The organism is Desulfosporosinus sp. FKB, from assembly GCF_002196705.1.
Lineage (GTDB): Bacteria > Bacillota > Desulfitobacteriia > Desulfitobacteriales > Desulfitobacteriaceae > Desulfosporosinus.
This window is the reverse complement of the sequence record NZ_NADJ01000030.1, coordinates 1-24,629: the sequence shown is the minus strand read 5'-3', so window position 1 is coordinate 24,629 and position 24,629 is coordinate 1. Positions and strand designations below refer to the sequence as shown.

Annotated in this window: 24 protein-coding genes, 1 other RNA gene and 4 pseudogenes; 27 read left to right on the top strand and 2 right to left on the bottom strand. The window is 38.9% G+C overall.

The window, feature by feature from the left end; translation table 11 throughout:
• Nucleotides 1-500 precede the first annotated feature (500 nt).
• The 25 genes and pseudogenes from B5Y67_RS09510 (at nucleotide 501) to B5Y67_RS09390 (ending at nucleotide 21,396) form a co-directional block, all read left to right on the top strand.
• Entirely contained in the window at nucleotides 501-1,058 is a 558-nt protein-coding gene (locus tag B5Y67_RS09510) for a prepilin-type N-terminal cleavage/methylation domain-containing protein (RefSeq protein WP_088226270.1), read from the top strand.
• Nucleotides 1,059-1,162: 104 nt separating this feature from the next.
• Nucleotides 1,163-2,878, top strand: coding sequence for an ATPase, T2SS/T4P/T4SS family (locus B5Y67_RS09505; protein WP_088226211.1), 1,716 nt, complete (start codon nucleotides 1,163-1,165; stop codon nucleotides 2,876-2,878).
• Nucleotides 2,879-2,897: 19 nt separating this feature from the next.
• Nucleotides 2,898-4,112, top strand: coding sequence for a type II secretion system F family protein (locus B5Y67_RS09500; RefSeq protein ID WP_088226210.1), 1,215 nt, complete (start codon nucleotides 2,898-2,900; stop codon nucleotides 4,110-4,112).
• A gap of 16 nt (nucleotides 4,113-4,128) precedes the next feature.
• Entirely contained in the window at nucleotides 4,129-4,707 is a 579-nt protein-coding gene (locus B5Y67_RS25880; protein WP_242975920.1) for a prepilin-type N-terminal cleavage/methylation domain-containing protein, read from the top strand.
• A 50-nt stretch (nucleotides 4,708-4,757) separates the two neighbouring features.
• Nucleotides 4,758-5,108 carry a prepilin-type N-terminal cleavage/methylation domain-containing protein gene (locus B5Y67_RS09490; protein WP_088226208.1) on the top strand — a complete coding sequence of 117 codons (351 nt, stop codon included), beginning with the start codon at nucleotides 4,758-4,760 and terminating at the stop codon, nucleotides 5,106-5,108.
• Nucleotides 5,098-5,694 carry a prepilin-type N-terminal cleavage/methylation domain-containing protein gene (locus B5Y67_RS09485; protein ID WP_088226207.1) on the top strand — a complete coding sequence of 199 codons (597 nt, stop codon included), beginning with the start codon at nucleotides 5,098-5,100 and terminating at the stop codon, nucleotides 5,692-5,694. Before B5Y67_RS09490 ends, B5Y67_RS09485 begins: the two co-directional genes overlap by 11 nt.
• Nucleotides 5,695-5,706: 12 nt before the next feature.
• Nucleotides 5,707-6,144, top strand: coding sequence for a hypothetical protein (locus tag B5Y67_RS09480; protein ID WP_088226206.1), 438 nt, complete (start codon nucleotides 5,707-5,709; stop codon nucleotides 6,142-6,144).
• A gap of 146 nt (nucleotides 6,145-6,290) precedes the next feature.
• Nucleotides 6,291-9,365, top strand: coding sequence for an Ig-like domain-containing protein (locus tag B5Y67_RS09475; RefSeq protein WP_170932649.1), 3,075 nt, complete (start codon nucleotides 6,291-6,293; stop codon nucleotides 9,363-9,365).
• The gene (pilM, locus tag B5Y67_RS09470) at nucleotides 9,362-10,531 is read left to right on the top strand and encodes a pilus assembly protein PilM (RefSeq protein ID WP_088226204.1); all 1,170 of its coding nucleotides are present in this window, start codon (nucleotides 9,362-9,364) and stop codon (nucleotides 10,529-10,531) included. The genes B5Y67_RS09475 and pilM overlap by 4 nt, the downstream gene beginning before the upstream one ends.
• Nucleotides 10,532-11,074, top strand: a complete 543-nt coding sequence (locus B5Y67_RS09465; protein ID WP_088226203.1) for a PilN domain-containing protein — start codon at nucleotides 10,532-10,534, stop codon at nucleotides 11,072-11,074.
• Between the two features lie 51 nt (nucleotides 11,075-11,125).
• Nucleotides 11,126-11,734 (top strand): hypothetical protein, encoded by a 609-nt coding sequence (locus B5Y67_RS09460; protein ID WP_088226202.1) that lies wholly within the window; start codon nucleotides 11,126-11,128, stop codon nucleotides 11,732-11,734.
• 107 nt (nucleotides 11,735-11,841) lie between these two features.
• A complete protein-coding gene (gene sigK / locus B5Y67_RS09455) occupies nucleotides 11,842-12,585 on the top strand; it encodes an RNA polymerase sporulation sigma factor SigK (protein WP_088226201.1) in 744 nt (247 codons plus the stop codon).
• Between the two features lie 113 nt (nucleotides 12,586-12,698).
• A complete protein-coding gene (locus tag B5Y67_RS09450; RefSeq protein WP_088226200.1) occupies nucleotides 12,699-13,022 on the top strand; it encodes a recombinase family protein in 324 nt (107 codons plus the stop codon).
• A pseudogene (locus tag B5Y67_RS25875) lies at nucleotides 13,019-13,063 on the top strand (hypothetical protein); the annotation flags it as partial. The gene B5Y67_RS09450 and the pseudogene B5Y67_RS25875, both read left to right, overlap by 4 nt.
• A gap of 1 nt (nucleotide 13,064) precedes the next feature.
• Nucleotides 13,065-13,307: a hypothetical protein gene (locus B5Y67_RS09445; RefSeq protein WP_088226199.1), complete on the top strand. Its 243-nt coding sequence runs from the start codon at nucleotides 13,065-13,067 to the stop codon at nucleotides 13,305-13,307.
• On the top strand, nucleotides 13,304-13,537 hold the full coding sequence (locus B5Y67_RS09440) for a hypothetical protein (protein ID WP_088226198.1): 234 nt from the start codon (nucleotides 13,304-13,306) through the stop codon (nucleotides 13,535-13,537). Before B5Y67_RS09445 ends, B5Y67_RS09440 begins: the two co-directional genes overlap by 4 nt.
• Nucleotides 13,534-13,737, top strand: a complete 204-nt coding sequence (locus B5Y67_RS09435) for a hypothetical protein (protein ID WP_088226197.1) — start codon at nucleotides 13,534-13,536, stop codon at nucleotides 13,735-13,737. The genes B5Y67_RS09440 and B5Y67_RS09435 overlap by 4 nt, the downstream gene beginning before the upstream one ends.
• A 1,044-nt stretch (nucleotides 13,738-14,781) precedes the next feature.
• Nucleotides 14,782-14,979: a hypothetical protein gene (locus B5Y67_RS09425; protein WP_088226196.1), complete on the top strand. Its 198-nt coding sequence runs from the start codon at nucleotides 14,782-14,784 to the stop codon at nucleotides 14,977-14,979.
• A complete protein-coding gene (locus B5Y67_RS26350; protein WP_088226195.1) occupies nucleotides 14,957-15,472 on the top strand; it encodes a diguanylate cyclase in 516 nt (171 codons plus the stop codon). Before B5Y67_RS09425 ends, B5Y67_RS26350 begins: the two co-directional genes overlap by 23 nt.
• A gap of 312 nt (nucleotides 15,473-15,784) precedes the next feature.
• Nucleotides 15,785-16,155, top strand: a pseudogene (locus B5Y67_RS09415) (hypothetical protein); the annotation flags it as partial.
• A gap of 222 nt (nucleotides 16,156-16,377) precedes the next feature.
• A pseudogene (locus B5Y67_RS25865) lies at nucleotides 16,378-16,478 on the top strand (transposase); the annotation flags it as partial.
• A 736-nt stretch (nucleotides 16,479-17,214) separates the two neighbouring features.
• Nucleotides 17,215-18,627, top strand: coding sequence for a hypothetical protein (locus B5Y67_RS09405; protein ID WP_242975919.1), 1,413 nt, complete (start codon nucleotides 17,215-17,217; stop codon nucleotides 18,625-18,627).
• Between the two features lie 202 nt (nucleotides 18,628-18,829).
• A non-coding RNA gene (gene ssrS, locus B5Y67_RS09400) (6S RNA) lies at nucleotides 18,830-19,012 on the top strand.
• Between the two features lie 459 nt (nucleotides 19,013-19,471).
• Entirely contained in the window at nucleotides 19,472-20,611 is a 1,140-nt protein-coding gene (locus tag B5Y67_RS09395; RefSeq protein ID WP_088226194.1) for a YibE/F family protein, read from the top strand.
• Nucleotides 20,608-21,396 (top strand): YibE/F family protein, encoded by a 789-nt coding sequence (locus tag B5Y67_RS09390; RefSeq protein ID WP_088226193.1) that lies wholly within the window; start codon nucleotides 20,608-20,610, stop codon nucleotides 21,394-21,396. The genes B5Y67_RS09395 and B5Y67_RS09390 overlap by 4 nt, the downstream gene beginning before the upstream one ends.
• 190 nt (nucleotides 21,397-21,586) lie before the next feature.
• Here the strand turns inward: B5Y67_RS09390 and B5Y67_RS09385 are convergent, their stop codons facing one another.
• Complete coding sequence (locus B5Y67_RS09385) at nucleotides 21,587-22,027, bottom strand: hypothetical protein (protein ID WP_088226192.1); 441 nt, start codon at nucleotides 22,025-22,027, stop codon at nucleotides 21,587-21,589.
• Nucleotides 22,015-22,269, bottom strand: a complete 255-nt coding sequence (locus B5Y67_RS25860; RefSeq protein WP_242975923.1) for a permease — start codon at nucleotides 22,267-22,269, stop codon at nucleotides 22,015-22,017. Before B5Y67_RS25860 ends, B5Y67_RS09385 begins: the two co-directional genes overlap by 13 nt.
• Before the next feature lie 388 nt (nucleotides 22,270-22,657).
• On the opposite strand from B5Y67_RS25860, the gene B5Y67_RS09375 reads away from it, so the two are divergent.
• Together B5Y67_RS09375 and B5Y67_RS09370 are read left to right on the top strand one after the other, a co-directional pair.
• Entirely contained in the window at nucleotides 22,658-23,707 is a 1,050-nt protein-coding gene (locus B5Y67_RS09375) for a M20/M25/M40 family metallo-hydrolase (protein WP_088226191.1), read from the top strand.
• A gap of 215 nt (nucleotides 23,708-23,922) precedes the next feature.
• A pseudogene (locus B5Y67_RS09370) lies at nucleotides 23,923-24,515 on the top strand (FtsW/RodA/SpoVE family cell cycle protein); the annotation flags it as partial.
• Between the last annotated feature and the right edge of the window lie 114 nt (nucleotides 24,516-24,629).

Sequence of the window (24,629 nt, the reverse complement as noted above, 5' to 3'; positions counted from 1 at the left end):
ATCAAATCCTTCTAATATAATCAATTAATTAATTATGACAGATTAATTAAATACTACCAAAAAAGAACTTTGGTAATCAGATGATACATAGTAATTTCATAACAAGAGTTGGGGAGACTCCCTTGTAGTAATATAGGTCTACAAGATTATCCCTCCTGCAAATTGGCAAGTTATATACAGGAGGGATATCTTAGCAATAAATCAGGGCTGATTGTTTGCTTAATTAATTAAAAAATCAGATTATTCATATAATTTATAATGCACTTCAAATAATATCATCTATCAACGAAATTGCTAATATAGTGTTAAATTTCATCTTGGTTATGTCGAATTATGGTGGAAATAACAATAAAAAATGGAAAATAATTTATTGACGTTCCAAAAAGAACCATATAATATTGTTTCATAACATAAAAAGTCAATAGGTCATTAGTCCCTAGCAGCTAGTGAAAAGAGAAAATGTACACAATAAAATGAAAGGAATGAAGAGTTTGGGGGAATTGATTAAGAAGAGAAAAGATGAAGGCTTCACATTGATCGAACTTATGATTGTAATCGCGGTGATAGGGATTTTAGCCATTGTATTGATACCTAAAGTCGGAACAGTGAAAACAGCTGCAAAGACGACGGGAATCGATACAAATATGAGAATGGTTGAGGCCTATGTTCAAGCTAATATTGGACGGTTTAATAAAGTGACTGACGGCGCTGATGACGCAAGTACTAACGTAACTGACTTTGCAGCAACGTTGAGCACAGCTTTCCCAACAGTGGGTGATCCTAATAATTCAATCGCTAATCCTTTTACCGGGACAATTGGAGCTGCAGAATGGGATGATGGGACAAGTCAATCAGCTGTAGCATACTATCCCAATTTATTAGATCAAGATACTTCGGATTCGTATTTTTTAACAGGAAACCAGGGAATGTATAAAGGTGAAATTGTTATGGCATTTACTGTAAATCCAGATAATGCGCATGGTTTCAATGTTGTACTCTATCCCCGAGATCAGAATGGTAATACCATTGAAGACAAAGTTGTTACCATTACTCCATAATATTGACTTGTAAAACGAAGCTAATTGAATAATCTATTCCAGGAAAGGGTGTTTACCAAAACACCCTTTCCTGTATCCTCAAATAACGGAGAGGAGGAAACATTATGGCCTTACGTCAAGACCGCAAACGTCTCGGAGAAATTCTCATCAATGGCGGCGTGATTTCCTCTAACCAGTTAGAAGAGGCTCTTGCTCTGCAAAAGTCTCTAGGCCTTCGTTTAGGGGAAGTTCTTATCAGACAGGGGCTTGTCTCAGAAGAAGATATTCTGCGAACGATGCAAAGTCAGCTGGGGGTGCCATCCGTTGACTTAAATCGTTTGGTTGTAGCGGAAGAGGTCCTGCGTTTGCTGCCTGAGAATGTTGTTCGCAAATATACGGTCTTGCCGGTGGAATTAAATAATGCTCAACTTTTAGTGGCAATGAATGATCCGACGGACTATTTTGCCATTGAGGATTTGCGTATAGCTTCAGGGATGATGGTGAAGCCCTGTTTGGCTAAAAAAGAGGATATTCTCCGGGCTATTGATCGTTTTTATGGCCGAAGTGAAGCCGAAAAGGCGGCTCGTGATTATGCGAAACAGATGGGGGTATCTCCTGTTACCGGAATGCACCAGTCTGCTTTGCCCGGTGTCTATGGAGTGGAAACCGGAGACGAGGAAGCAACTCCAATCATTAAATTTTTGAACACGATTATCGAGAATGCTGTCAACAATCATGCCAGTGATATTCATATAGAGCCAATCGAAGAAGAACTGCGAGTGCGATTTAGAATCGATGGTGTGCTGCAGGAAATTATGCGGACGCCGATTGGTATGGCAGGTCCGGTTGTCAGCAGGGTTAAAATTATGGCCGACCTCAATATCGCTGAACGACGCGTGCCGCAGGATGGGCGGATTTCTTATTTTGTCGGGGGAAAGATGATTGACTTTCGAGTGTCGACGGCACCCACAATGTATGGCGAAAAAGTTGTTCTGCGTATTTTGGACAAATCAGCAACTATTCTTGAGACAGAAGCCTTAGGGCTGGGCGGGAAAGATTTAACGGTCTTTAAGGATTTAATCTCCAGGCCTTACGGAATCGTCTTGGTCACGGGGCCGACGGGCAGCGGCAAGACTACTACACTTTATACTGCCTTGAACCAGTTAAATACCACGGAAAAAAACATTGTAACTCTTGAAGACCCGGTTGAGTTTAACTTTAAAGGAATCAATCAAATGCAGGTTAATCCCAAAGCTGGGCTTACTTTTGCGGCGGGACTGCGTTCGATTTTGCGGCAAGATCCGGATGTAATTATGGTAGGTGAAATGCGGGATAATGAAACGGCCCAAATCGCTGTGCGTTCTGCTTTGACGGGCCATTTAGTATTGTCAACCATTCACACCAATGACGCGGCCAGTTCAATTACCCGCTTAATGGACATGGAGGTTGAGCCATTTTTACTTTCGGCTTCGATTTTAGGAATTATATCTCAACGGCTTGTGCGCCGCATTTGCAGCCAATGCGAGACTGAATATTTGCCAGGCCCCAAAGAGAATACATTGCTGGAACTATCTGAAGGAGCTAACGTTGTCTTGAAGAGAGGAAAAGGTTGTTCATACTGTAACAAGAGTGGATATAAAGGCCGGATAGCTATTTTCGAGATCATGCCGATTACGGCCGGACACCGGCAACTTATTGATCAACGGGCAACTGCGGATGAATTAAGAGACTATGCAATTAAGCAGGGGATGACTACTCTTAAACAGGCTGCCGGAAAGCTGGTTTTGGAAGGAGTTACCACCATTGATGAACTTTTGCGGGTTACTTATGTAAACGACTGAATTTAAGGTGGATGCTGTAATGCAATTTCGCTATAGAGTTATAAACCAAGAACAGCACGTTACTGAAGGAGTACTGGAAGCCATCGATTTAGAAGCTGCCAAAGGTATGATTAGGGAGAATGGCTGGCAAGTCATCTCATTAGGCAAAGCATCTGTCCTTACAAACCTTCTTGCGCAAGAAATTAAGAATAAAGTGAAATTAGAATCGATTTCAGCTTTTTGCGCTCAGATGGCAATGATGATTCGCTCCGGAGCCAATATTATTCGCGGCCTGGATATTCTTCGATCTCAGTTGGCGGATCGTCGTCTTAAAGAAGTCGTGGAGACGATTCATCAGAGCGTGAGTCGAGGAAGTTCTCTTTCTGAGGCCATGAGAGAGTGCCAAGGTGCCATACCTGAACTCTTAATTAATCTTGTCGGCGTGGGTGAAGAAAGCGGGAATTTGGACTCTGTCCTGACCAGTATGTCGGAGTATTATGAACGGGAAAATTTTATTCGTAAAAAGATATCCAGTGCAGCAATTTACCCGCTTACAATGCTGGTCGTTCTTCTGGGAGTTGTCATTATGTTTATGAACTTTGTGCTTCCAGAGATCATTGATCTTATGAAAAGCAATGGACAAAGCCTTCCAATGGTAACACAGATGGTGGTCGATGGCGCTTCTTTTTTGGTTAATAATGGTCTTTATCTGTTTTTAGGCGCCGTATTACTTGTATTCTTCTTCGTTAAATTATTTAAAATCCCGAAATATCGGTATTATTTAAATGTATTTATTCTTCATACGCCTTTGCTGGGAAAAAATATTAAAGATGTGATTATTGCTCGCTTTTCCAGGACCCTAGCCTTGTTTTTACATTCGTCAATACCTATAGTTCCTATTCTGAACTCCCTTGAAACGATCGTGGACAATGAAGTTCCCAAGTTAGCTATTGCTAGGGCTAGAGAGAGAATTATTCGGGGAGAGACATTGGCCCTGGCCTTTGGACAAGAATCTTTTTTTGACCCGCTGATTATCCAGATGATGTTAATCGGAGAAGAAACAGGACGCTTGGAGGAGCTGATGCTGGAAGTTGCCAATCATTATGATAAACAGGTGGAAATTGGGCTGGCGCGTTTAGTGGCACTCGTTGAACCGATTTTTACGATTATAGTTGGCATCTTTGCCGGGGCCTTAATTATTTCTATAGCCTTACCAATATTCAACATGGCAAATGCGGCTGGGGTGGGCAAATAAACATGGAGGGCTCGTTTTGGATACTTCCGGTAAAACAACATTGTTAAGGGGAATTAGTTCGGGGTTTACCTTGATTGAAATTATGATTGTGATCGCAGTCATTGGAATTTTGGCTATGGTAACAATTCCTAAATACCAAGGTGTTATGGATCATTATCATTTGGAGTCTTCAGCGCAAAGAGTGTCCATCCAGTTAAAAAATGCTAAACAATATGCCATGGATCGGCGAACTGAGGTTTATGTCATGCTTAAATCATCGGCGGTGCAGACGTATTATATTTCTCATGATTTAGTACAGGATACGTTCTCATATAAACCATTAGAAGATGTAAAGAACTTTGATTCAGGAATCAACTTTGTACTTAATAATCAAGGGTTAATGAGTGAAGGGCTTCTCACTATACCCAGCAGCACAACGGAAGGCTATGCCATTAACAATATTCCGCCTTATGATAAATGTGTGATTTTCGACAGAAAGGGATTTCTTCATGTTGGGTCAATCAAAATTGTTTTGTCAAATTCTCGTCTGCCACGGCAAAGCGTAACTATCAATCAAGCTTCAGATAACCTCGCCGTAAACATTATCTGGCCATAATTATTGCTAAACACTTGAATAATAATTGAGATTCTTTTGGGGGAATAAGGATGAAGTGCTGCAAAGATGATGGTATGACAATTTTAGAAGTTGTCATAGCCCTAACTGTTTTGTTGATTGGTGTAGGTTTTGTAGCCCAAAGTGATTCCATTTCCTATCATTATCTTGCTCAGCAAGAATTGCGTCAACAAATGGTCTTCTTTGCTGCGGGATCAATGGAAGCAGGTTTAGAAGGAGAAAGTCAAGATTTGAAAAATGGGAGTATGACTTCTCATTATAGTTCTGATGTTAATATTCCTAACTTACCTGAGGGCTTAACTCCTTTTAAAGTGACTGTATCCGCACCAGGCAGTTCGAATGTTGAAATGTTTAACTATAGGTATAACTACGATGGACAATAGGAGCTTTGACAAGAATGTTGGCCTGAGAAGCGGCGGATTTACTATCCTTGAGTTAATGATTGCTATTACAATTTTTGGCTTTCTCATGCTTTGCGTTTCCCAAGTGATGAGGTCGGAATTTAAATTGTACAACAACATCAGTAAACAAAGCGACCTCGATCATAACGCTCGTTCGGCAATGATGCATATTTTAGACGAGATGCGTCTTGTGCCTGATAAATCCTATTACTCCGGCGATGCCCCCATAAATAATTTGACCCAAAAAGGTTATAATTCCGGGGTTTACGTCTATCCGATTGATTCTTCACCAAACTATTGCTTAATCGATGAGAATCCTCCTGTAGATCCCCTTACCGGTAAAGTCTCACCTCCAGATAGGACTGTCATATTTTTTGATAAACCCAATCATAAATTATGGTATCGGGATGGTAATGGAAATGATCAATTAATTTCTGATCAAATTCAATCCTTGGTTTTGACTCAGGAGGGAGCTATTAGTCACAAACTTGTGAAAATTGATCTCGTCGCTGAGGATCCAACTATCCAAAAGACTTACGAACTTGTCTCTTATATGCGCTTATACTAGAGGGAGGATAATATGCAAGAGCGCGGATCGGCTATGTTAACAGCCATAATAGCTGTGACGGTCTTATTACTTATATCAGGAATTGTCTTTTCCTTTGTTAATAACCAGTTTAAATTACAGACCACTGAAGAAAAAGCACTAAGAGCCTATTATTTGGCGGATGCAGGGACAAGCTATGGGATTGCAGTTACGGTAAATGCCCTGAAGCAAGGGAGTTATACTGGAAACCCCATGCCTCCGATAGATGTCAAAAATCCTTTCGGGACTGATTATAGAGGAGAGTTTAAAGTTACAGTTACTGTGGCTAATCCCAATCCTAATCAGAATCAAGTATATACAATTACAGCAACAAGTGAGGGCTATTATCCAAGTAAAGAGGATAAAGACCATATTTTAAGAACTCTAAAAAAGGAGTACTTTTTTACTACAATGGATACACCTCCTGATTAAGATGTTCAAGGTTAGTTCTATTCAACCCTTTAACTATGAATGGTTCCCTTCTCTATTTGCACTTTGTGCTATTTAAATTTAGAAGTAGCATTAGTCTCCTTAAAAGTCCTAGGCAACGGCTTAGGAAATTAGGAGGGAAAATGATATTGAGATGGAATAAGAAGTATTTTCTAAAGTTCATTGGCATATTAGTAACGATTTTTGTTCTCTTGGGAACCTTACAAGCGTTAAATGTTTTTGCTTCGGCAAATAGTGATGATAATGGAAATGGCGGCAATTCTGCTAAAACCTTTTCGCTGCAAAGCAGCGATGACTACACTAAGAAGGCGGATATCTCAAAATTAGTAGTTAATGCAGGCCAATCTTTCCCGATTTATATTTATGCAATTAATAAGGGCAATGCACAATCCCCGGCAGTTGTGCAGGCTATACCTTTGCAAGTAACATTGTTTGATCCAAACAATCAACAAATGGTTCAAACCACAGCAACGATACCAATTGGCCCTGCTAATACATACGCAACCTTAAACCTTAGTGCACCATATCCGGGTAAATGGACGGTCAAGGTTTATGGTGATCCGGGTAAAGGTTATGTAACTGTCAGCGATACGTTTACCGTTCTAGGCAATCAGGCTGCGCTCAACGTTATTCCAACTGAGTCAACGATTTCTTTGGGTTCTACACAACAATTTGATGCTCTATTTACAGATTCGCAGGGAAATACAGCCCCTATCTCTAATGATCCTACTGAAATTAATATTCCTACGGCATTTAATTACGCGCTATTTTCGGGAAGTCCAACTTCAACCCTAGCAATGGTGGGTACCAATATCACCATTAAAGGTAATGTACATTCCAATAAAGATTTTACTGCATCTGTCTATAAAATGAATATCAGCGGATCGTGTGAGGCTGTATCAACAGTACAATTGAATGGCAATCCCGATGATATCCAAATTGGCAATATCGTTCAGTATGCTCAGTCTGTTGAAATGCCGGATGTCGGTGATCCGATCGTTGCTATGGCACAGGCAAATGGTCAAATTTATGATGGAGATCAAAGTTTTAACGATACTTACGTTACGTTTAATACTCCAATTTATGTTAAGGGGAATTTAACCATTAACTGCAATCAGTTTTCTGGAAATGGCCCAATAGTTGCAACCGGAAATATTACGATTAATTCTACTACCTTATCTGTTGCAAACAATTCTCCGGTTTGTTTTTATTCCAAGAATGGAAATATAACCTTGGGTAATTCTAGTGTAAATTTAACAGGTATGGTTTATGCGCCGAATGGCACTATTACTATGAACGGGACATATCTGACGATTTTCGGACATGTAATTGGCAGAGAGGTTGTGATACATCCTAATCAATTAACCATCGATTGCAGTAATAATGATTTATCAAGTTTAGTTACAAGCGGGGAACCTCGATTAAAGTGGTCCAGCAGTGATACAAGTGTCGCCTCTATTTCAGCGGACGGATTGGCTACGGGTATAGGTTTAGGAACTTGTGTGATTACCGCAGTATACACTGTCAATAATGTTACTTATACAGATACGTCTCTGCTCACAGTAGTACCGCCTTCCTTAATTATTGATCCTGAAAACGCAACAATTCCTTTGGGTGCTTCTCAACGGTATCAGGCTTTTCTTGAAGACTTCAACGGAAACCCCATTGAAGGACCGGTACAAGTAACATGGACATGCAGTAATTCTGCCGTTGCGGCCATTGATACTTTAGGAACAGCTGCTGGTATAGGAGTAGGGACGTGCACAATTACGGCAACTTATCAAGGCAGCGGTTTTACTGCTGCTGCTTCAGCTACACTTATGGTCGTGACATTAAGCATTACTCCTGTCAACAAAATAATTTCATTAGGCTCTACACTGCAATATCAGGCTAAATTTACGGATGCTTCAGGAGTTGAGACAGATGTAACCCCTTTAATAAATCAATGGTCAGCGATTAGACTTAATGGGTCGTCCTTACCGGCAACAATTAACCAATCAGGATTAGTTACAGCAAATGCTTTAGGCTTCTGTTTAATTCAAGCAACCTATATCGTTAAAGGTATCAGTATAACAGCTTCAACTCCCTTGACGGTTATAATGCCTGCACTGACTATTACTCCAGCAGCCTCAACAATTTTGGTAGGGTCTACTCAGCAGTACCAGGTGATACTTACAGATTTCGACGGTGGTACGAAGGATGTGACTTCTTCTGTGGTTTGGTCAAGTGATAGGCCAAGTGTTGCTTCTGTAAATGCCAGCGGTTTAGCAACTGGTTCCGAAGTTGGGACCTGTTCCATTACAGCAAATTACACACTTAATGGAGAGAGCGTTTCGGCCGCTGCAAGTCTCACAGTTGTTAATTTCAAAATAACTCCGGCAAGCGCGACAATCCCTTTAGGTTCTAACCAACAATATCAGGCTGAATTTATAGATGCTGATGGGAAAGTAACAAATGTAACTGAATCACAAGCAATTACTTGGTCCAGTGGCAACACAGGAGCGGCCACTATTAATGCTCAGGGATTAGCGACAGCTCATGGGGTGGGAGAAAGTACTATTTCAGCTATCTATAATATTAGTGGTGGAAGTGTAAGCGCAAGCGCATCACTTACAGTTGTAAAACCTATTTTCAGCATAACTCCAGCAAATTCGACAATCTTATTGGGCTCCACACAGCAGTTCCAGGCCACCGTAACCGATATTGCCGGAAATGCGCAAGACGTTACTCAATCCGTTACTTGGTCCAGCGATCAGCCTGGTATTGCCATAATAAATTCCTCCAGTGGATTAGCTACAGGAAAAGGTGTTGGAACCTGTGTAATTACCGGAACGTATGTCGTCAATGGTGTTTCTTTGACGGCTACATCTACTCTTGAGGTCATAAATCCGAGTATGGCTCTGTCCTTAGTTGTTAGACCAGTTCCGATGACTGATGCTATCTTTGTTGGAGATAAGCAGCAATTCTGTGCTCTTATAAAATACAGTGATGGTTCAACTACAGATGTTACTAATTTAGTAACGTGGACTAGCAGTGATAGTTCTGTCGCAAGTATAGATGAAAATGGGTTAGCTAGTGGAATTTCTCCGGGAACTAGTCTTATTTCAGCAGCCTTAAATCTTAATAATAATCCTCTGACTGGTTCGTATTTATTGACTGTTTTACGACGTTCTGGCGGAATAATTCGGGAGTGGGAACAATGAAAAGAGATAATATTGGGTTAAGGAGTTTGCAGTTGCTTAAACAAAAACATTGGCTGGCAGTTATTAGAGAGAATCATTGGGTTGTCGCTCGAGTGACCCGTCAAAATACTACATTGGATATTCTCAAGTTTTTGGAATTTAATCCCGAACCGGAGCAAAATACTGTTCGGGACTATCCCGCTGAGAATGAGAATTTAGCTTTACAAAAAGAGGGCACTTTTCATGAGAAGCAGTTAGATGATTTCGATACAATGATCTCCTTAAAAGATTGGCTTCGAAAAAACCATGTTCCTATCAAAAGGCTAAGAATCGCAGTTTCGTGCCCGGGTGCTATTACACGGATAATTATTGTTCCGTTGATGTCAGCACGAGATCTAAATCAGCTCTTAACAGAACATGTAGATCAGTACTTTACACTGAATATTTCCGATTATGTTGTGGATTATAGAGTACTCGATCGTATTGAAGTTGAAGGGGAATCACGTCAACGAATTCTTCTTGCAGCGTTGCCAAAGCATCAGTGGAAAATGTTATGGTCAAAATGGGAAAGCTTTGGCTTTAAACCGAAAGTCGTCGACCTTGCAGCTGATGGATTAGCCCGTTTATATTCAAAACTCGCTGCCATTAAGAAAAAAGAAATTATTTCCGCAAAAGAGCAACTTCCTGATATGGCTATTGTTGATTTAAGTGGTGATCGAGTAGAGTTTATACTCCTTGAGCAAGGCGTATTTTTCCTTTATTCCGATCTTCAGGTAACTTTTAAAAGTCTAGATCAGGTTATTATTGCTTTAAATGGGATTTTTCCAGAGCATAAGGATGGATCAAATAACAAAACGAATGAGCTTGATTACCAGACGCTGGAATTATTTGAGTGGGCTAAGGGGGAGATTGAAACGGCTCTGGGAAATGTGCTGCAAACTTTAGCCGAATTTTTAGGTTTTTTTGCTGCAAAACATTTTGGTAAAACGGTTGATCATGTTTTCCTCACAGGCGATTATGCTAATATTCCTTTCTTGCAGGAGATTTTTGAAAATAATTTAGAAGTATCTACTCGGGTTGGTTTTCCTAATGGTTGGTGCCCACGGTTTAAGGAAAAAATTAATATACTTCCCCAAAATGCGTTAAAGTATGGAAGCCTTTATGGTTTGGCCTTCCGGGAGGGCTAGATGAAAGAAAAGAAAGAATTTAATTTTGCCCGGCATTGGAAATCGGAACTGATCAGGGAAAACCAAAGCCCAAAGCAATGGAAAACCAAAGCCCTGCTTTGGGGAACAGGGTTTGTGATATGGATAGCAATTATGGGCTGTTTACCGTGGATATGGGAATACAAGGTTCAGCGGGATATTGTTCATATTGGAAACCAAATCTCTTCACTTGGGGAAATATCTAATCAAGTCAAGCAATTAGATACTCTAAAAGCTCAAGTCAGAGGACAACAAGAGTTGCTAGCTCTTATCCAAAATAGTACTCAAGATCCAACCCCTATTCTCGAAAAACTAAAAAAGGCACTCCCCCCGGGAACTCAGATTACCACATTTTCCTTGAAAGGAAACACAGTAATAATGAATATCAGCGTTTCAACGCCAATTGATGTTGCACGTCTATGGGGTGGTTTGCGTAATTCAGGGCTATTTCAAGAAGTCGACCTTAAGACTATCTCTTTGCAAGATAAGGTACAATCTTTGAATTTCAATTTAAGGTTAAAGTAAATCAAATTATTTAATCTAAGTAATAGATGCAGAAAAGTTAGGAGCAGAATGGTGAAGATAGAGAAGAAAGAAAAGATCGAAATAATTATCCTTATCTTTTTTGTATTTCTCGGCTTATTGTATGCTTATATTTCCTTTGCGTTTTTACCTGAGTGGATTATAATCCAGAAATCAAAGAGTCAGCTCAAAGCTCAACAAGAATACTATCAGAAATTACTAACCTATCAAAAAAACAAAAGCCAATTGCAATTAGATATAAACGAATTAAAATCTAAAGTTACGCAATTAAATTCCCAGGTTCCTAACGGACTGGATAAACCTCAGATTATGGTCCAACTCTATAACTTGTCAAAACAGCATGCAGTTATTCCGCAAAAAATAACCTTTGAGAAAACTCAGGCTAAAAGTTCCTTTGAGACGATCGGAATAAGTTTTAGTTGTGACGGTAAGTCGGATGATATTCAGGCCATGATTCATGAACTTCAATTTGGAAAAACACAACGCATGGCAATTAATAGCATCAACCTTACTATTTCTGAAGGGACTATGCATGCGGAATTGAAATTATTGACTTATATTGATAAAGCAATTTCTAATGATCAAACACCAAAACCTTCGTTTATGAGTTCATCACCTAAAGTCAGCTCTTCCGAAAAATGAATTAATTGTCATTATAAATTAAGTCAAGTAACTTAATTATTTAGTGGAAAAGCACAATTCTCCCTTTTCGAGCATAGTTATGAACATGGTTCGAAAGGGGTGAGAGGGTGTTTACTGAATTTTTGCTGACTGCAATTGCTCTATCCGTTCTTAAGGGCGTAACCTTACTAGTTTCTTATATTAATAATAATGCTTTTCCTCAACCGCTGAGTGAGCATGAAGAAGCTCGATGTTTATCAATTTTAAGCAAAAGTAAATCAACGCAGCCCTTTACAATGACTCGTGAGGTGGAGGAGGCTCGTAATACGCTCGTTGAACACAATTTGCGCTTAGTGGCCCATCTTGTTAAGAAGTTTGACGGCACGGGAGAGGATGGGGACGATCTAATCTCAATCGGAACTATTGGTTTAATTAAAGGCATTAACACCTTTGATCCCGGGAAGGGGACAAAGCTGGCAACGTATGCTGCTCGTTGCATTGAAAATGAGATTCTGATGCATCTGAGATCCTTGAAGAAGTCCCGAGGGGAAGTGTCGATTTACGACCCTATCGGCATGGATAAAGAGGGTAATGAGATTTCCCTGATCGATGTCCTGGGTTCCAATGAAGAGGATATTTCTATTAGAGTTGAAAATGCTTCGGAGCAAAAAGCCTTATTGGAACTGGTTAAAAAACTTACCAAGAGAGAAAAGATGGTGCTTCAATTGCGCTATGGACTTATGAACAGCCCTAAGCGAACCCAGCGTGAAATTGCTAAAGTTCTTGAGATTTCACGGTCTTATGTGTCAAGGATTGAAAAAAAGGCGATTCAAAAGCTGATGGAAGAGATGAAGAGGATTGATCCCAAATAATAACGATAGGATTTACTGGAAATAAAATCATTGAACACTCGAAAGAGCAGGTCGTCTGTATGTGTCCGTGTACGTAACAAGAAGAAAGTTCGAACTTATCCCAGATCACTAAGATGGGCATAAGTTATAGGTTTCAAGAGGGCAAAGTTTTAGTTAACCATAACAAATTTCTTGGATATACCAAAGATGAACAGGGCCAATTGATTATTGAGCCAGAAGAAGCTGAGGTAGTCCGCCGGATTTATCGGGAGTTCTTGGATGGTAAAAGCCCCTATAAAATAGCGAGTAATCTTCAAAAGGATGGGATAATCACTGGTGCAGGTGGTTCAAAGTGGTATGACAGCACCGTTATTGGTATACTCAAAAATGTGAAATATATGGGCGATGCGTTGCTCCCAAAAACCTACACGGTCGATTTTCTAACAAAAAACGTGTGATTAATACGGGACATGCAGCTCAGTATTATGTTGAGGACAGTCATGAAGCTATTGTTTCTAAGGAAGAGTTTGCTGCGGTACAGGCTGAATTTGAAAGACGGTCAAACCTGCGTGGCTATTCGAAGACTGGAAAGAGTAAGTTCACAAGTGATTATGCTGTTTCCTGGAAGTTGTTCTGCGGGAATTGCGGTTCGAAATTTAGGCGTACCAAATGGGGAAGTGGTAAGAATCTACAGATTGTCTGAATATGTATTAACCATCAAACCGGCGGCGATTGTGATATGAAAGCTGTTAAGGAGAAGGCTTTGGAGAAGGCATTTGTGCGGGAGATGAACAAAATTATTATGAGCAGAGAAGCCTATTTAATGGAAGAAAATAGTTGCCCAGTGTTTGACTTCGAGGCCATTGATGCCAAGATAGCAGAACCCCAGCAAGAATTGATTGATGCGGTGCGGAATAATCGGGAATATTCGATTGCTGAAATTGAAAGGCTCCAGGCGCATAGCAGAAGATGAAGAACGATGAAGCTGAGAGGGCGTGGAAGAATAGAATTGTTGGGGAATTCAAGGCTTATCTGGCAGCTAGGGATGGCAAGCTACTGGATAAGTTTGATGGGGACTTATTCCGGAAGTCGGTTGAGAAGGTTAGAGTAGAATCGATGGTTGAGGTGGAGTTTGTGTTTAAGGCAAGGTTGGAGGTTAGGGAAATTATTTGAATAATTGTGAGTATATGTGGGATATTAAGGTTATTATAAATAGAAATTTGGAAAGAAGGTATTATCGTATGGAAGCTGGTGTACGGAACAAGTTATCGGGCAAAATTGAGGAAATAAAGTCAGATGAAATTATGTCATTAGTCCGAATGACGGTGGATGGCTGACAGAACTCTCCCATAGTCGCGTCCGTGATGACGCGAGAGAGTTTAGAGGACGTTGGATTTAAAGAAGGGGATCAAGTCGAAGCACTTATTAAAGCTATAAATGTAGTATTCGTTAAACATTAGGGGCACTGGAGAACATTATGATTCCATTCCAATGAAAGTTGAACTAACGGTCACTTTGGTTGACGCATTATTTGGATAAGGACTGAAAAAACGCTTGCTTATGTAGTAAGTGTTTTTCTGTTTTTTGGGTGCAGTGGAGGGGCAGAGACATCAAAGGTCACTCTGCTAGAGCCAGGCCGTTGCGGAATATGAGTAATCTGCAGGGTTCCTTGTACTATTGCACCTGCATCGTAAGAGACATTGATCAAGCTATAACCGGAAGGGGGAATTGTTTGTACTTTTTCAAAGCAAGTGCTGCTGGCACTGACTGTATATTTTATTAACAAGGATGCATTCAGATTGAGTTGCTGGGTGAACCGGATCATTGTAGAGAAGTGCTTGGTTGGATAACACAGGTCCGAAAACGATCTCTCCATCGGGATCCGGTGAATACGTTGTTGAAGCTTGGTCAATGACCGGCCCCTCGGGGAAGCTTTCATTCGCTAAAACCTGAAAAGTCAATACCGCGTTTGAACCGGCGGCTAAATCAAAGTTGTTCCAGGTGAGGGTTCCGTCAGGAGACCCGGAAGGTACGGAGTTGAAAACATTTCCCGGCGGGAATCCAACAACATTTAGATAGGTTAAAGCTGGGTCAAGCAGATCGGTTGTGCTGACATGATAAGCTGTGCCCCCACCTATTCTGGAAAATCTATGTCAGGGTAAACCTCTTCAATATAATAACTTAGTTAGTTTGACAATTCTCAGGGAGTGCGGAGAGATGTCAAAAGAATCCGAAAAAATATATGAATTACTTTTCTCTACCATGCTGGATGGATTTTCTCTTCAGAGTATCGTTTGTAATGAGCTTGGGAAGCCAGTTGACTTCAAGTTCATCTCAGTAAATCCATCGTTTGTAAAAATGACTGGCCTTGAACCAGAGAATATCATAGAATATCATTGGAAGAACTGCTACTGAAGTTTTTCCCAATATCGATCAGTCCTTTATTGAAATCAGTGGAAGACTTGCTCTAACAGGAGAGCCGTCTTCTTTAAATACATTCTTTCAAGCATTAAATAAGTCGTATGAAATCAGAGTATACAGCCTGTCAGATAATGAATTTGCAACTATTTACATAGACAATACAGAACGTCTAAAGAATGAAAGAGATATCCAATATTTTACTTATCATGATGTTTTGACAGGATTATATAATAGACGGTTTTATGAAGAAAAAGTAAGAAAGTTAAACACTGAGAGAAATTTCCCAATATCCTTGATAATAGGTGATGTTAACGGTTTGAAGCTGATTAATGATGTATTTGGGCATCTTAAAGGGGATGAACTTTTGCAGAAGGCAGCTCTGGCAATACGTAATTCCTGTAGGTCCGATGAGATTATAGCACGTTGGGGTGGGGATGAGTTTGTCATTCTTTTGCCAAAAACAACATGCGGCAGTCAACGGTTTTAGAGGAAGCTGAAGATCTGGGAGAAAATCAGGTTATCACTGTATATAAATTAATTTAGCAACACTAATAGAATTTTATGTGGGGCAATAATGCGCCTTATATGTTGCATACTTCCGGAAAATAGAAACACATGCGGTCTTCTAAAGCCATTAAGATGAAAAGTCTCTTGGTGACTTTGTTTTTATATAATCCCAAAACAATTTAATGAGTGCTGCCATCGGCCGGAGCATGAGAGGCTACGTTTTTCTTTCTTGAGAAGACCAGCCTCTTTTTTTATTGCACGAAGCGGCTAAAAAGAAATGGAGGAAGTCAAAATGGTTTTCTGCTATCCCCAGTATGACTGCATGGAAGATGTGCGGGAGGATATCTCAACAAGGGAGGCGGTGGCGTATGAGGATCAAATCCTCGCCGCTATAGCAAAGGAGAACCACACTTTGAAAATAATCGTGGTCTTGCCCAGTACATTCACGGCGAAGCTCTAAAAGAAAAGGTGTATAGTTTGTACCCGACAGTGGAGATTGTTGACGGCGAGCTGTGGAGAGTCATGACCGCAGGAATGAAGGAACCTCTCTCCGGAGAAGAAACCACTGCGCTTATGGATTATGTGTGCGGTCAGAACTCTGACGGGTATGGGGAAGGATTCGAGCAACATCCTATCAAGACGCCGGATGGAGAAATCTATGTCGGACATTCAGAAATCGCAGCTTTACAAAGAGCTGATTGAGGACTGCGGCGAATCCGAATACATCACTGTGGCGGTTAAGTCCTTCTCGATTGGCTCAAGTCCCATCCTGAATTTTTGAAAAGCGAGGCGGTCACCCATCTGCAGACTAACAGTTTCGCCATCCTTTACCCCGACCAAGGGATGCAGATGAATATATAGCGCTCTTTGGTTTGAAATTGAATGGGAAAACCGGGCATAGAGCCCCCAGTTCTTTATTTAAAATTGTCTTCATCAAGTATTTTCTTGGTATTCGGAGTATGCGTCAGACAATCAAAGAAATAAAAGTAAAAGTAAAAGTAAAAGTCTTTTAGTAAAGCAGCCTGGCACTTACAATGAGTGGCAGAAAAGATTTTTGTAATTGGATCTGTATCGTATCTTTATAATTTAGATAAGTTGGTTTGTCAACAACAGTTGTGGCGAGGGAATTCGGACTTATTGGTGAACATTTTTATAATGAATAATGTGTTTTCTATCGAGCCGATCTGGCAACTCCAGGCACGTTGAGACTGTGGTTTGTTTAAGAAAACAGACACTCTAAAAGCCACTATTCATGCGGGTTGTAAGAGTTTACAAATATCCGGAATTGAATAAAAAACAGGAGTAATGTTTTCTGACTGCGTAAACGGGAACATGTTTAAGGTTAAACAGCCTTAAAAATGCCATAGTATGTGTACAGTGACAGGGGACCCTTGAGACTGAGAAAGCAGGTTTATGTGATTTGTGGTAACTTTCGACACACTTATGAAATGTAAGCGAGATAACTACTGGAGTTTTGGGTGCCCCGGCTTTTTTATTTTTCTTGGATAGATATCAAGGAATTCGGATGTTCTATAATTACAGATAGGGAGTTAACTGGGCTGAATCCAGCCGATCTAGTTCTTTTGTGGCCGAAGCTTCGGCACCGTTTACGAAGTTAATAACATATATGATATAACGGCCCAATTTTTATACCAAAAGGAAAATAATGGTATGTGCCGAATGTCTTAGTAGTTCGTTCTTTATTCAAAAAGGAGGAAGATTATGTTTAGGCGACTTGTTTCCAGTTACATAGTTTTTACTATAATAATAGTAGTACTTTTTACCGGAGGCTGTAAGGCTATTTCTAAAGAAACCCGGGAAACCGCTAAAACTATTGCAAAATCAGATACCAACAGTCCCAATATTATATCTGAAGCAATAAAACACGCGTTAGAGAAATCCTCGAAAACCAATTCCGGTAATCAGTTACGAAAGTTTCCCTATCCGTTTGATGGTATGTTAGCCATTTCCTCCGATATTGACCTTTCGACTGTAGATAAGTTTGAATCATATCATCGATTTTTAAATACTAAAGAACAAACTCCCTACGGTCAAGGATTAGGTTTGGATATAGCTGATTCTGCTTGGATGTATGTCGGCAGTGATTATTCAGAAAAAATAGATCAAAAGGACCATTCCATTGTATCTGAAATGTCATATTTCCAGGGGCTGGACAGTAATCACCTTAAGGACGCCGACAAAATAGTCCATTACTTTAAAGTAGGTTGGATTGATTCCCTCCATACCTTTGGGGATTTTTCCCGAGATGATAAAAAAATACTATTTACACGTAATTTAGCAGTTGCCGCTTGGAAGACGATGAACGAGAGCGGGTTTAAACCGAAAGTTTGGATTAATCATGGTAGTCCAACGAATGCGCAAAACTTTGGAGCCTATAGCCCGAAGGAGCATTTTTTCAATTATCAAGGTGGGGATAATCCGAAGTCGCCTTATTATCATACAGATTTAACTATTGGAAATGGAATTCGATATGTGTGGAATTCGGTTGGAAAGAGTCAATTTACATATGATAATCCGCTATTCCCTCTTAGACTAAGGGATGGAAGATTGGTATGGGGTTTTTTTAGGTACACAGATGATATTATAAAGCATAAAATTGATTGGACTTGGGAAACCAATGAACTACCTTATCAAATTACTAAACAGCGTTTGGATCAGTTGGTTAAAGAAGGAAAATATTCGATTGTTGCGCAACACCTCGGCAAAGGAATTATCGATTTTCCTTTTAATTCTGCAGATATTCAAACGCTTCAAATGCTTAAAACTTACCAGGATGAAGGAAAGATATTAGTCTCACGTACAGTAAGGCTGTTGGATTATGACAGAAGCCAGAAATATGTAAATTATTCTATAGCACAAATTGAAGGTAAGACATACATCAATATAAATTCAATCGATGATCCTTTGTTTGGGAAGGAAATCCCCACACTAGATGAAATTCGAGGGATTACTTTTTATGTCGATAATCCAGAAAGTACTTATGTGTTGTTAAATTACAACATTATTCCAGAGAATGAAATTCAGCGAAATGGCCCAGATAGAGATAATAAAAAAAGTATAGGGATTAGGTGGTTTAAACCGGATTATACTGATTATACAAAAATTAATAATTAAGGTAAGCTCAAAAAGGTTTTTGAGCCTTAATAATGAGTATTTATGGTAATGCTTTTGTTTATAAAAAGCTATAAAAGAATCTCCAGTTAATTTAGAATGCCAAATTATAAATGTGATTGAGCTTGCTACGCACCCAGTTTATTAAATTAAACATAACTTCCCTAATGCTTTTTAAAATTATGCTTGTTATAATGAAACTCCCTCAAACCTGCGATGTGCGAAGATTTGATTTGGTTTTGATCCTATTTGAAATTTCGTGAATTTGATAAACTTGCTGATTAGGTCAGGCCTCCAGTGCTAGGGGAAGACTAAAAAGCAGGGTGAAAATACCCACATGCGAGAGCGGGGTTAAAAATCAAATAATCTAAACGGCTTTGCGGGAGAATGTAATTCAGGGCGTGTGTTGCTCCGAATGTTTACTTATATAGGCAAAAACGGGAGATGTTGAACAACAATTTGTACAAAAGGAGTGGTACAATTAAGATAGATATTATAGATTCAAATGGCAGATGGAATCTTTAGAGGGTACAACTTTGGAGGCATCGAAGGGGTCAGGAGTTATTTATGTTATGTTGATGAATCATACTCAGTGAAAAAGCAAATGACTATTTCCATGCAAGGAAGTACTGTAACCAAACAACTCCAGCCCAGTAATTGTCCATAGCGGAGTTTTTGAACACAGTGTGTGTACGATCGCAAGACAAGCTAACAAATTCCTATAGAAAACGCTAGGATTGGTGTTCGGTGTGCTAATTTGCAACTTGCTATGTCTAATCTTATTTTACAAGTAAATGGAAATGGGTTATCCGAATTACTTCGGAAATAATAGAAAAGGGAAAATTAGATGCAAAAAGTATTCTTAATAATACATAGATTAAAAGAAATAGTTAATAAACAATTTAGATCGGGCAAGTTGACTTATATTTTTGGGATGTTATTAATTGTTTTATTAGCTTGTTTATGTTTGATCTCCAATAACGAATCCTGTTACCAAAAAACAGTTGCTAAAATAACATCTGTAACTGAAGAAACTATACCGAACACACAAAATAATCGACAAACTATCCAAGCAATTATTATGAATGGTAAGTATATGGGTAAAGAAATTAAGCTTGAAAATACAATAAGTAATTCTCAAGCCTTGGATTCTCGTTATAACGTAAACGATGAATTATTTATCAATTTACAAGATGATAAAAATAAGCAAATTATTTCTTCTGAAATAATCGGTTTTAAACGAGATAACTACATAGCCTATGTCGCGCTGATTTTTGCCGTACTAATTTTGCTGATAGCACAAGCGAAGGGTTTAAGGTCTTTGTTAACCTTAATAATGAATATTATAATTGCCTCTATCATACTTCAACTATATTTACATGGCTATAATCTTATTGTTATAGCCTCAATAGCGAGTTTTTTGTTTATTTTAACCTCTCTTATAATCGTAAGTGGAATTAATAAAAAAACTCTTTCCGCTATATTGTCTACAATTGTTGGTACATTAATTTCCATCCTACTAACGATTATAATATTCAAAATAACAGATTCTAATGGAATTCATTATGAAGAAATGGAATTTCTCACAACCCCTCCAGAGCCAATATTTATTTCGGAAATTTTGCTAGGCACCTTGGGCGCGATCATGGATATTGCGATTACAATTTCATCATCTATCGAGGAAATTTATAAAAAGAATCCTTTTATTGAAAAGAAACTCTTGTTGAATTCTGCAATGGAAATCGGCAAAGATATTATGGGGACAATGACCAATACACTCGTTCTTGCTTATTTTAGCGGCAGCATACCAATGATATTACTTTGGCTAAAAAACGATTATCCATTTAGTGAAATTATAAATATTAACCTCTCTCTGGAAATAATAAGGATTCTTACTGGAAGCATTGGAATAGTTATAAGTATTCCGATTACGATCTATATTTCTTCAATACTTCTTAAAAAGCAAACGATTGGATTGAGTTCATGAGTGTTGAATATTTATTATTAATCACCTTATTTATTTTAATGGCTATTATTGGAGGAAAGAGAGGTATAAAAGCTTTTTTCTCATTATGGTTGATTTTTTTAACGTTGTTCATAATGCTTATTATGATAGCCCTTAATTCAAATCCACTTAAAATAACCGTACTTGTATCAATTATTATTGGTATAATTACTTTATTTTTTATTAATGGATTTAATAAAAAAACACTCTCAGCGTTTTTATCTGTTATATTCGTTGTACTATTAACGATTTTAATAGTTTATAAAATAGTTGCAGAAGCCAAAATACAAGGATTCAGTAATGAGCAATCAGAAACTCTTGCGTATTTATCTCTTCAAATTAAGCTTGATTTTACAAAAATTGTTGTCTGTGAATTTTTAATCGGTTTATTGGGTGCAATCATTGACATTTCAATCTCAATTGCTTCTTCGATGCATGAAATATATATAAATAAATTGTTTACAACTAAGAGAAGTTTGCTTTTTTCCGGAATTGAAATCGGAAAGGATATTTTAGGAACCATGATAAACACGTTATTATTTGCATTTATTGCTGAATTTATGACTTTAGTAATATGGTTCAGTAAATTAAATTACTCAATCACTGATATGTTAAACAATAAAGTATTTGCGTCTGAAATCTTTCAAATTTTGTGTAGTGGTATCGGTATTGTTTTAATAATACCTGTTACAGCTTTTGTCACTAATTGTATTCTATTTGTTGGAAACCATGGAAGTAAATCGATTAGTCAGTGTAAGAAGAAATAATTTGTTTTGGGACAAAATAAATGGCGGCATATGCATTAGAAGGGCTATTTGACAATTCAATTTTAGATAGTTATGAATAGAGAGTGGAAGCCAAGTTTAAGAAGACCCGATTTCCACAAATCGTTTAATCTACTTTTTGATATCCAGTTGAACACGATTTATTTCGCGAACAGCCGAATCCAGGTCTTCTTTACTGTTCAATGATTGCTCCTAGGATCATCAAACCGTCTTTCATTTCAAAGATGGAGGATGAAAGAAACGTTGTGGCTTGAGCTAAATCATTCAGTGTTGGATCATTATTGGAGAAATTTCGTAATGCATGGGCATTTTCATAATCAATCGCTGATAATTGATATAAGTTATCCAGATTCGAGAGCAATTGATTCTTCCTCGTTTGATTCGAAGACGTTATTAATTCTTCATATTGTTTTAATATACCTTCAAGTGAACCTTCGATCTGGCCGATATTCTCAGTAGGTGTAGTTATTGTTGGCAAGGTATCTGAAAGATCCTGCCAGGATGTATCTCGATAAGAACTCATAAACTTTGCCGACGCAATTACTACAACGATAAGAATTATTATCCCCAAAGTCGTAAGTTTTCTATAGTTCTTAAGTACTACCCTAGCCATTTTTTGCCCTCCTGTTCTTTATTGGCCATCGCCGTTGCCAGGATGACCATAGGGTTAATCACCGGAGCCGTAAGCAAATAGGCAAATGCCGTCTGCATAGAAACTCCTTTGTGCAGTAAACTGCGAGCAACGGGCATTACTCCGCAGTCACACACTGGAAAGAATAAACCTAGTAACGCACCAACGATGACCCCGGCAAGCGCATTGCTCGGAACATTTTTGGCAATCCATTCGTCATGGATCAGCCTACTAAGAGCGGATGATACTAAGACCCCGATTAATATAAAAAGGTAACGCTTGTAAAATAATACTCAATGCTAAGGTAATAATGGTTGGGACTTGCTGCAATGCGATTTTATGCTGTTGGAGTGGAAGGGTTTGAAGCGTGGCGCTTTCACTCACTGTTGCTCGCAACATCTGGCAATATATCCTATACTAACCTCCTTAGCTGTTAATCCTATCATAGGTTTTTTGAGATTTATTTAAATTGATAGCAATTACTTACGTTTGGATAAGCCGATGATTCAACGTTTAATTATGCGCTTGATAATATTTGTGTAGTTGGTAAATAGCCCTTGATTTAAAGAATTAACCAAGCTTCATTAAAATGAACAAGGAGGGAGTTTGGAAATGACAACACGAAGAGGATTCTTAAAATGTTTGGCCGCAGTAGGAGCCACTATACTACCCTGGTACAGGTGGACAGAACTATTTAATAGATCTAATCACCAAGCTGTACAGGCATCTACATCGATCAGTTGTTCAACAAAACAAACCAGCGGTTCAGTTCTCTTAGCCGATCACTCATACATAAACCGGACTGCGATGGACGATATTTCAGTTCTGACACAGGCTAATATAGCGGGACGGAGAGCTGGAACGGTCGGTGAAGAAAAAGCTGCTGCTTATCTCATCGAGCAGATGAGAGGTTTGGGATTAGAACCTCTGGGCGATTTAATGGATAACTCTAATCGGAATTTCACTAATTCTTTCACTATTTATCCGGTCGTTGAAGAATTCTATAATGGTCGCCTAACATTTCGTCCCGGAAATCCCAATGAACTGCGTACGCCAAGTGCCAATGTCATAGGTGGTTTAATTGGAACAAATCCAAATGAATCTGTGATTTTGTCAGCACATTATGATCATCTTGGTGTTTTTCAAGGAAATCTTTACCCAGGCGCTAATGATAATGCCTCTGGTGTAGGATGTATACTTGACGTTATGCGTCGATTGATCAAAGAGAGCGTAAAACCGAAACGAAATGTGGTCTTAGCCTTCTGGAGCGCAGAAGAAATGGGTTTTGTAGGTTCTTATTCGTTTGTTCAAAAGCCAACATTTTTACATAATGGAATCCAATCCGTATTTAATGTTGATACCGTAGGGAATGGCCCTCTTGGAGAATTTGCATTGTGGGCAAACAGCGATAATAAGGCAGTTCGAGTTATCCAATCGTCCGCTGAGGAAAATAATGCTCGCGCTTTGTTGACTCCAAATAATGGTTACAACAGTGACCAAGTATATTTTAATCTAGATCATGTTCCAGCTGTGACATTAATGGCTAGAGACTGGCTAAATAAAAATCACACACCGGAAGACGTACCCGATTTTGTCAATCCGAAGAAAATTCACATAGCGAGTGATATCCTTTATAGTGCGGTACAAAAGTTAGTATTCTAAATCTACCTATCCAAAGAAATTGACATCTTTAATTCTCTGGTTTGCATCTATAGTAATAAGGATATATATTGTAATTAATGGTGTAATTTGTTAAGACAACTTGGACCTTAGCGGTAGTTTTGGTGGAATCGGATTAACACTAAATGAACCCTAGAACATTCTAATGATAAAAGCTGTCATTGAGAAGCCATAACAGAATATGCCCTAAAACAACTTTGAACATAGTAGGAGTGCTTTATGTAGTAACTAAGAGAACGATTTTAGGGATATCAGTCCCAATTTTACTTCTTACAGGAAATTAGACTATAAGCTTTTTGCACACGTACGTGTTGGAGTTATGGTGTGGATGAATCCGTGGCAGGATCCAACAGGGATGGGGTACCAAGTTGCCCAATCACTATTTGCGATAAGTGGCGGGGGAATCCTAGGAACAGGGTTAGGTAATGGTATCGGGGCAGCAAGCGTACCAGTGGGCAGTTCAGATTTCATTTTCTCAATTATTGCGGAAGAGCTTGGTTTCATTGGGGCCATGGCGGTGCTATTACTTTTTCTTCTTGTTGTTATGCGAGCCTTTACGGTTAGTCTCAGAGCAAAAGATCGGTTTGGGCGAATATTAGCAGCAGGTATTGCGATTATTATAGGGACGGAAACATAGATTATTTTAGCTGGGGTTACTAAACTACTCCCTTTGACCGGTATACCACTTCCCTGGGTTAGTTATGGTGGAAGTTCGATCATAGTTCATTTTATCCTGGTAGGTGTGTTACTAAATAATTCAAACGCCACAGCAGTAGGTAATAATAACTGAAGTTTCGCACCTAATAAATCAGCTCTAATTCCGGCTTAATTGGGTCAAACAGATATAAAAATTCCGCATGAACACAGGGTTTTGGTATAATTTGATTGCGTACAAATCTACCAA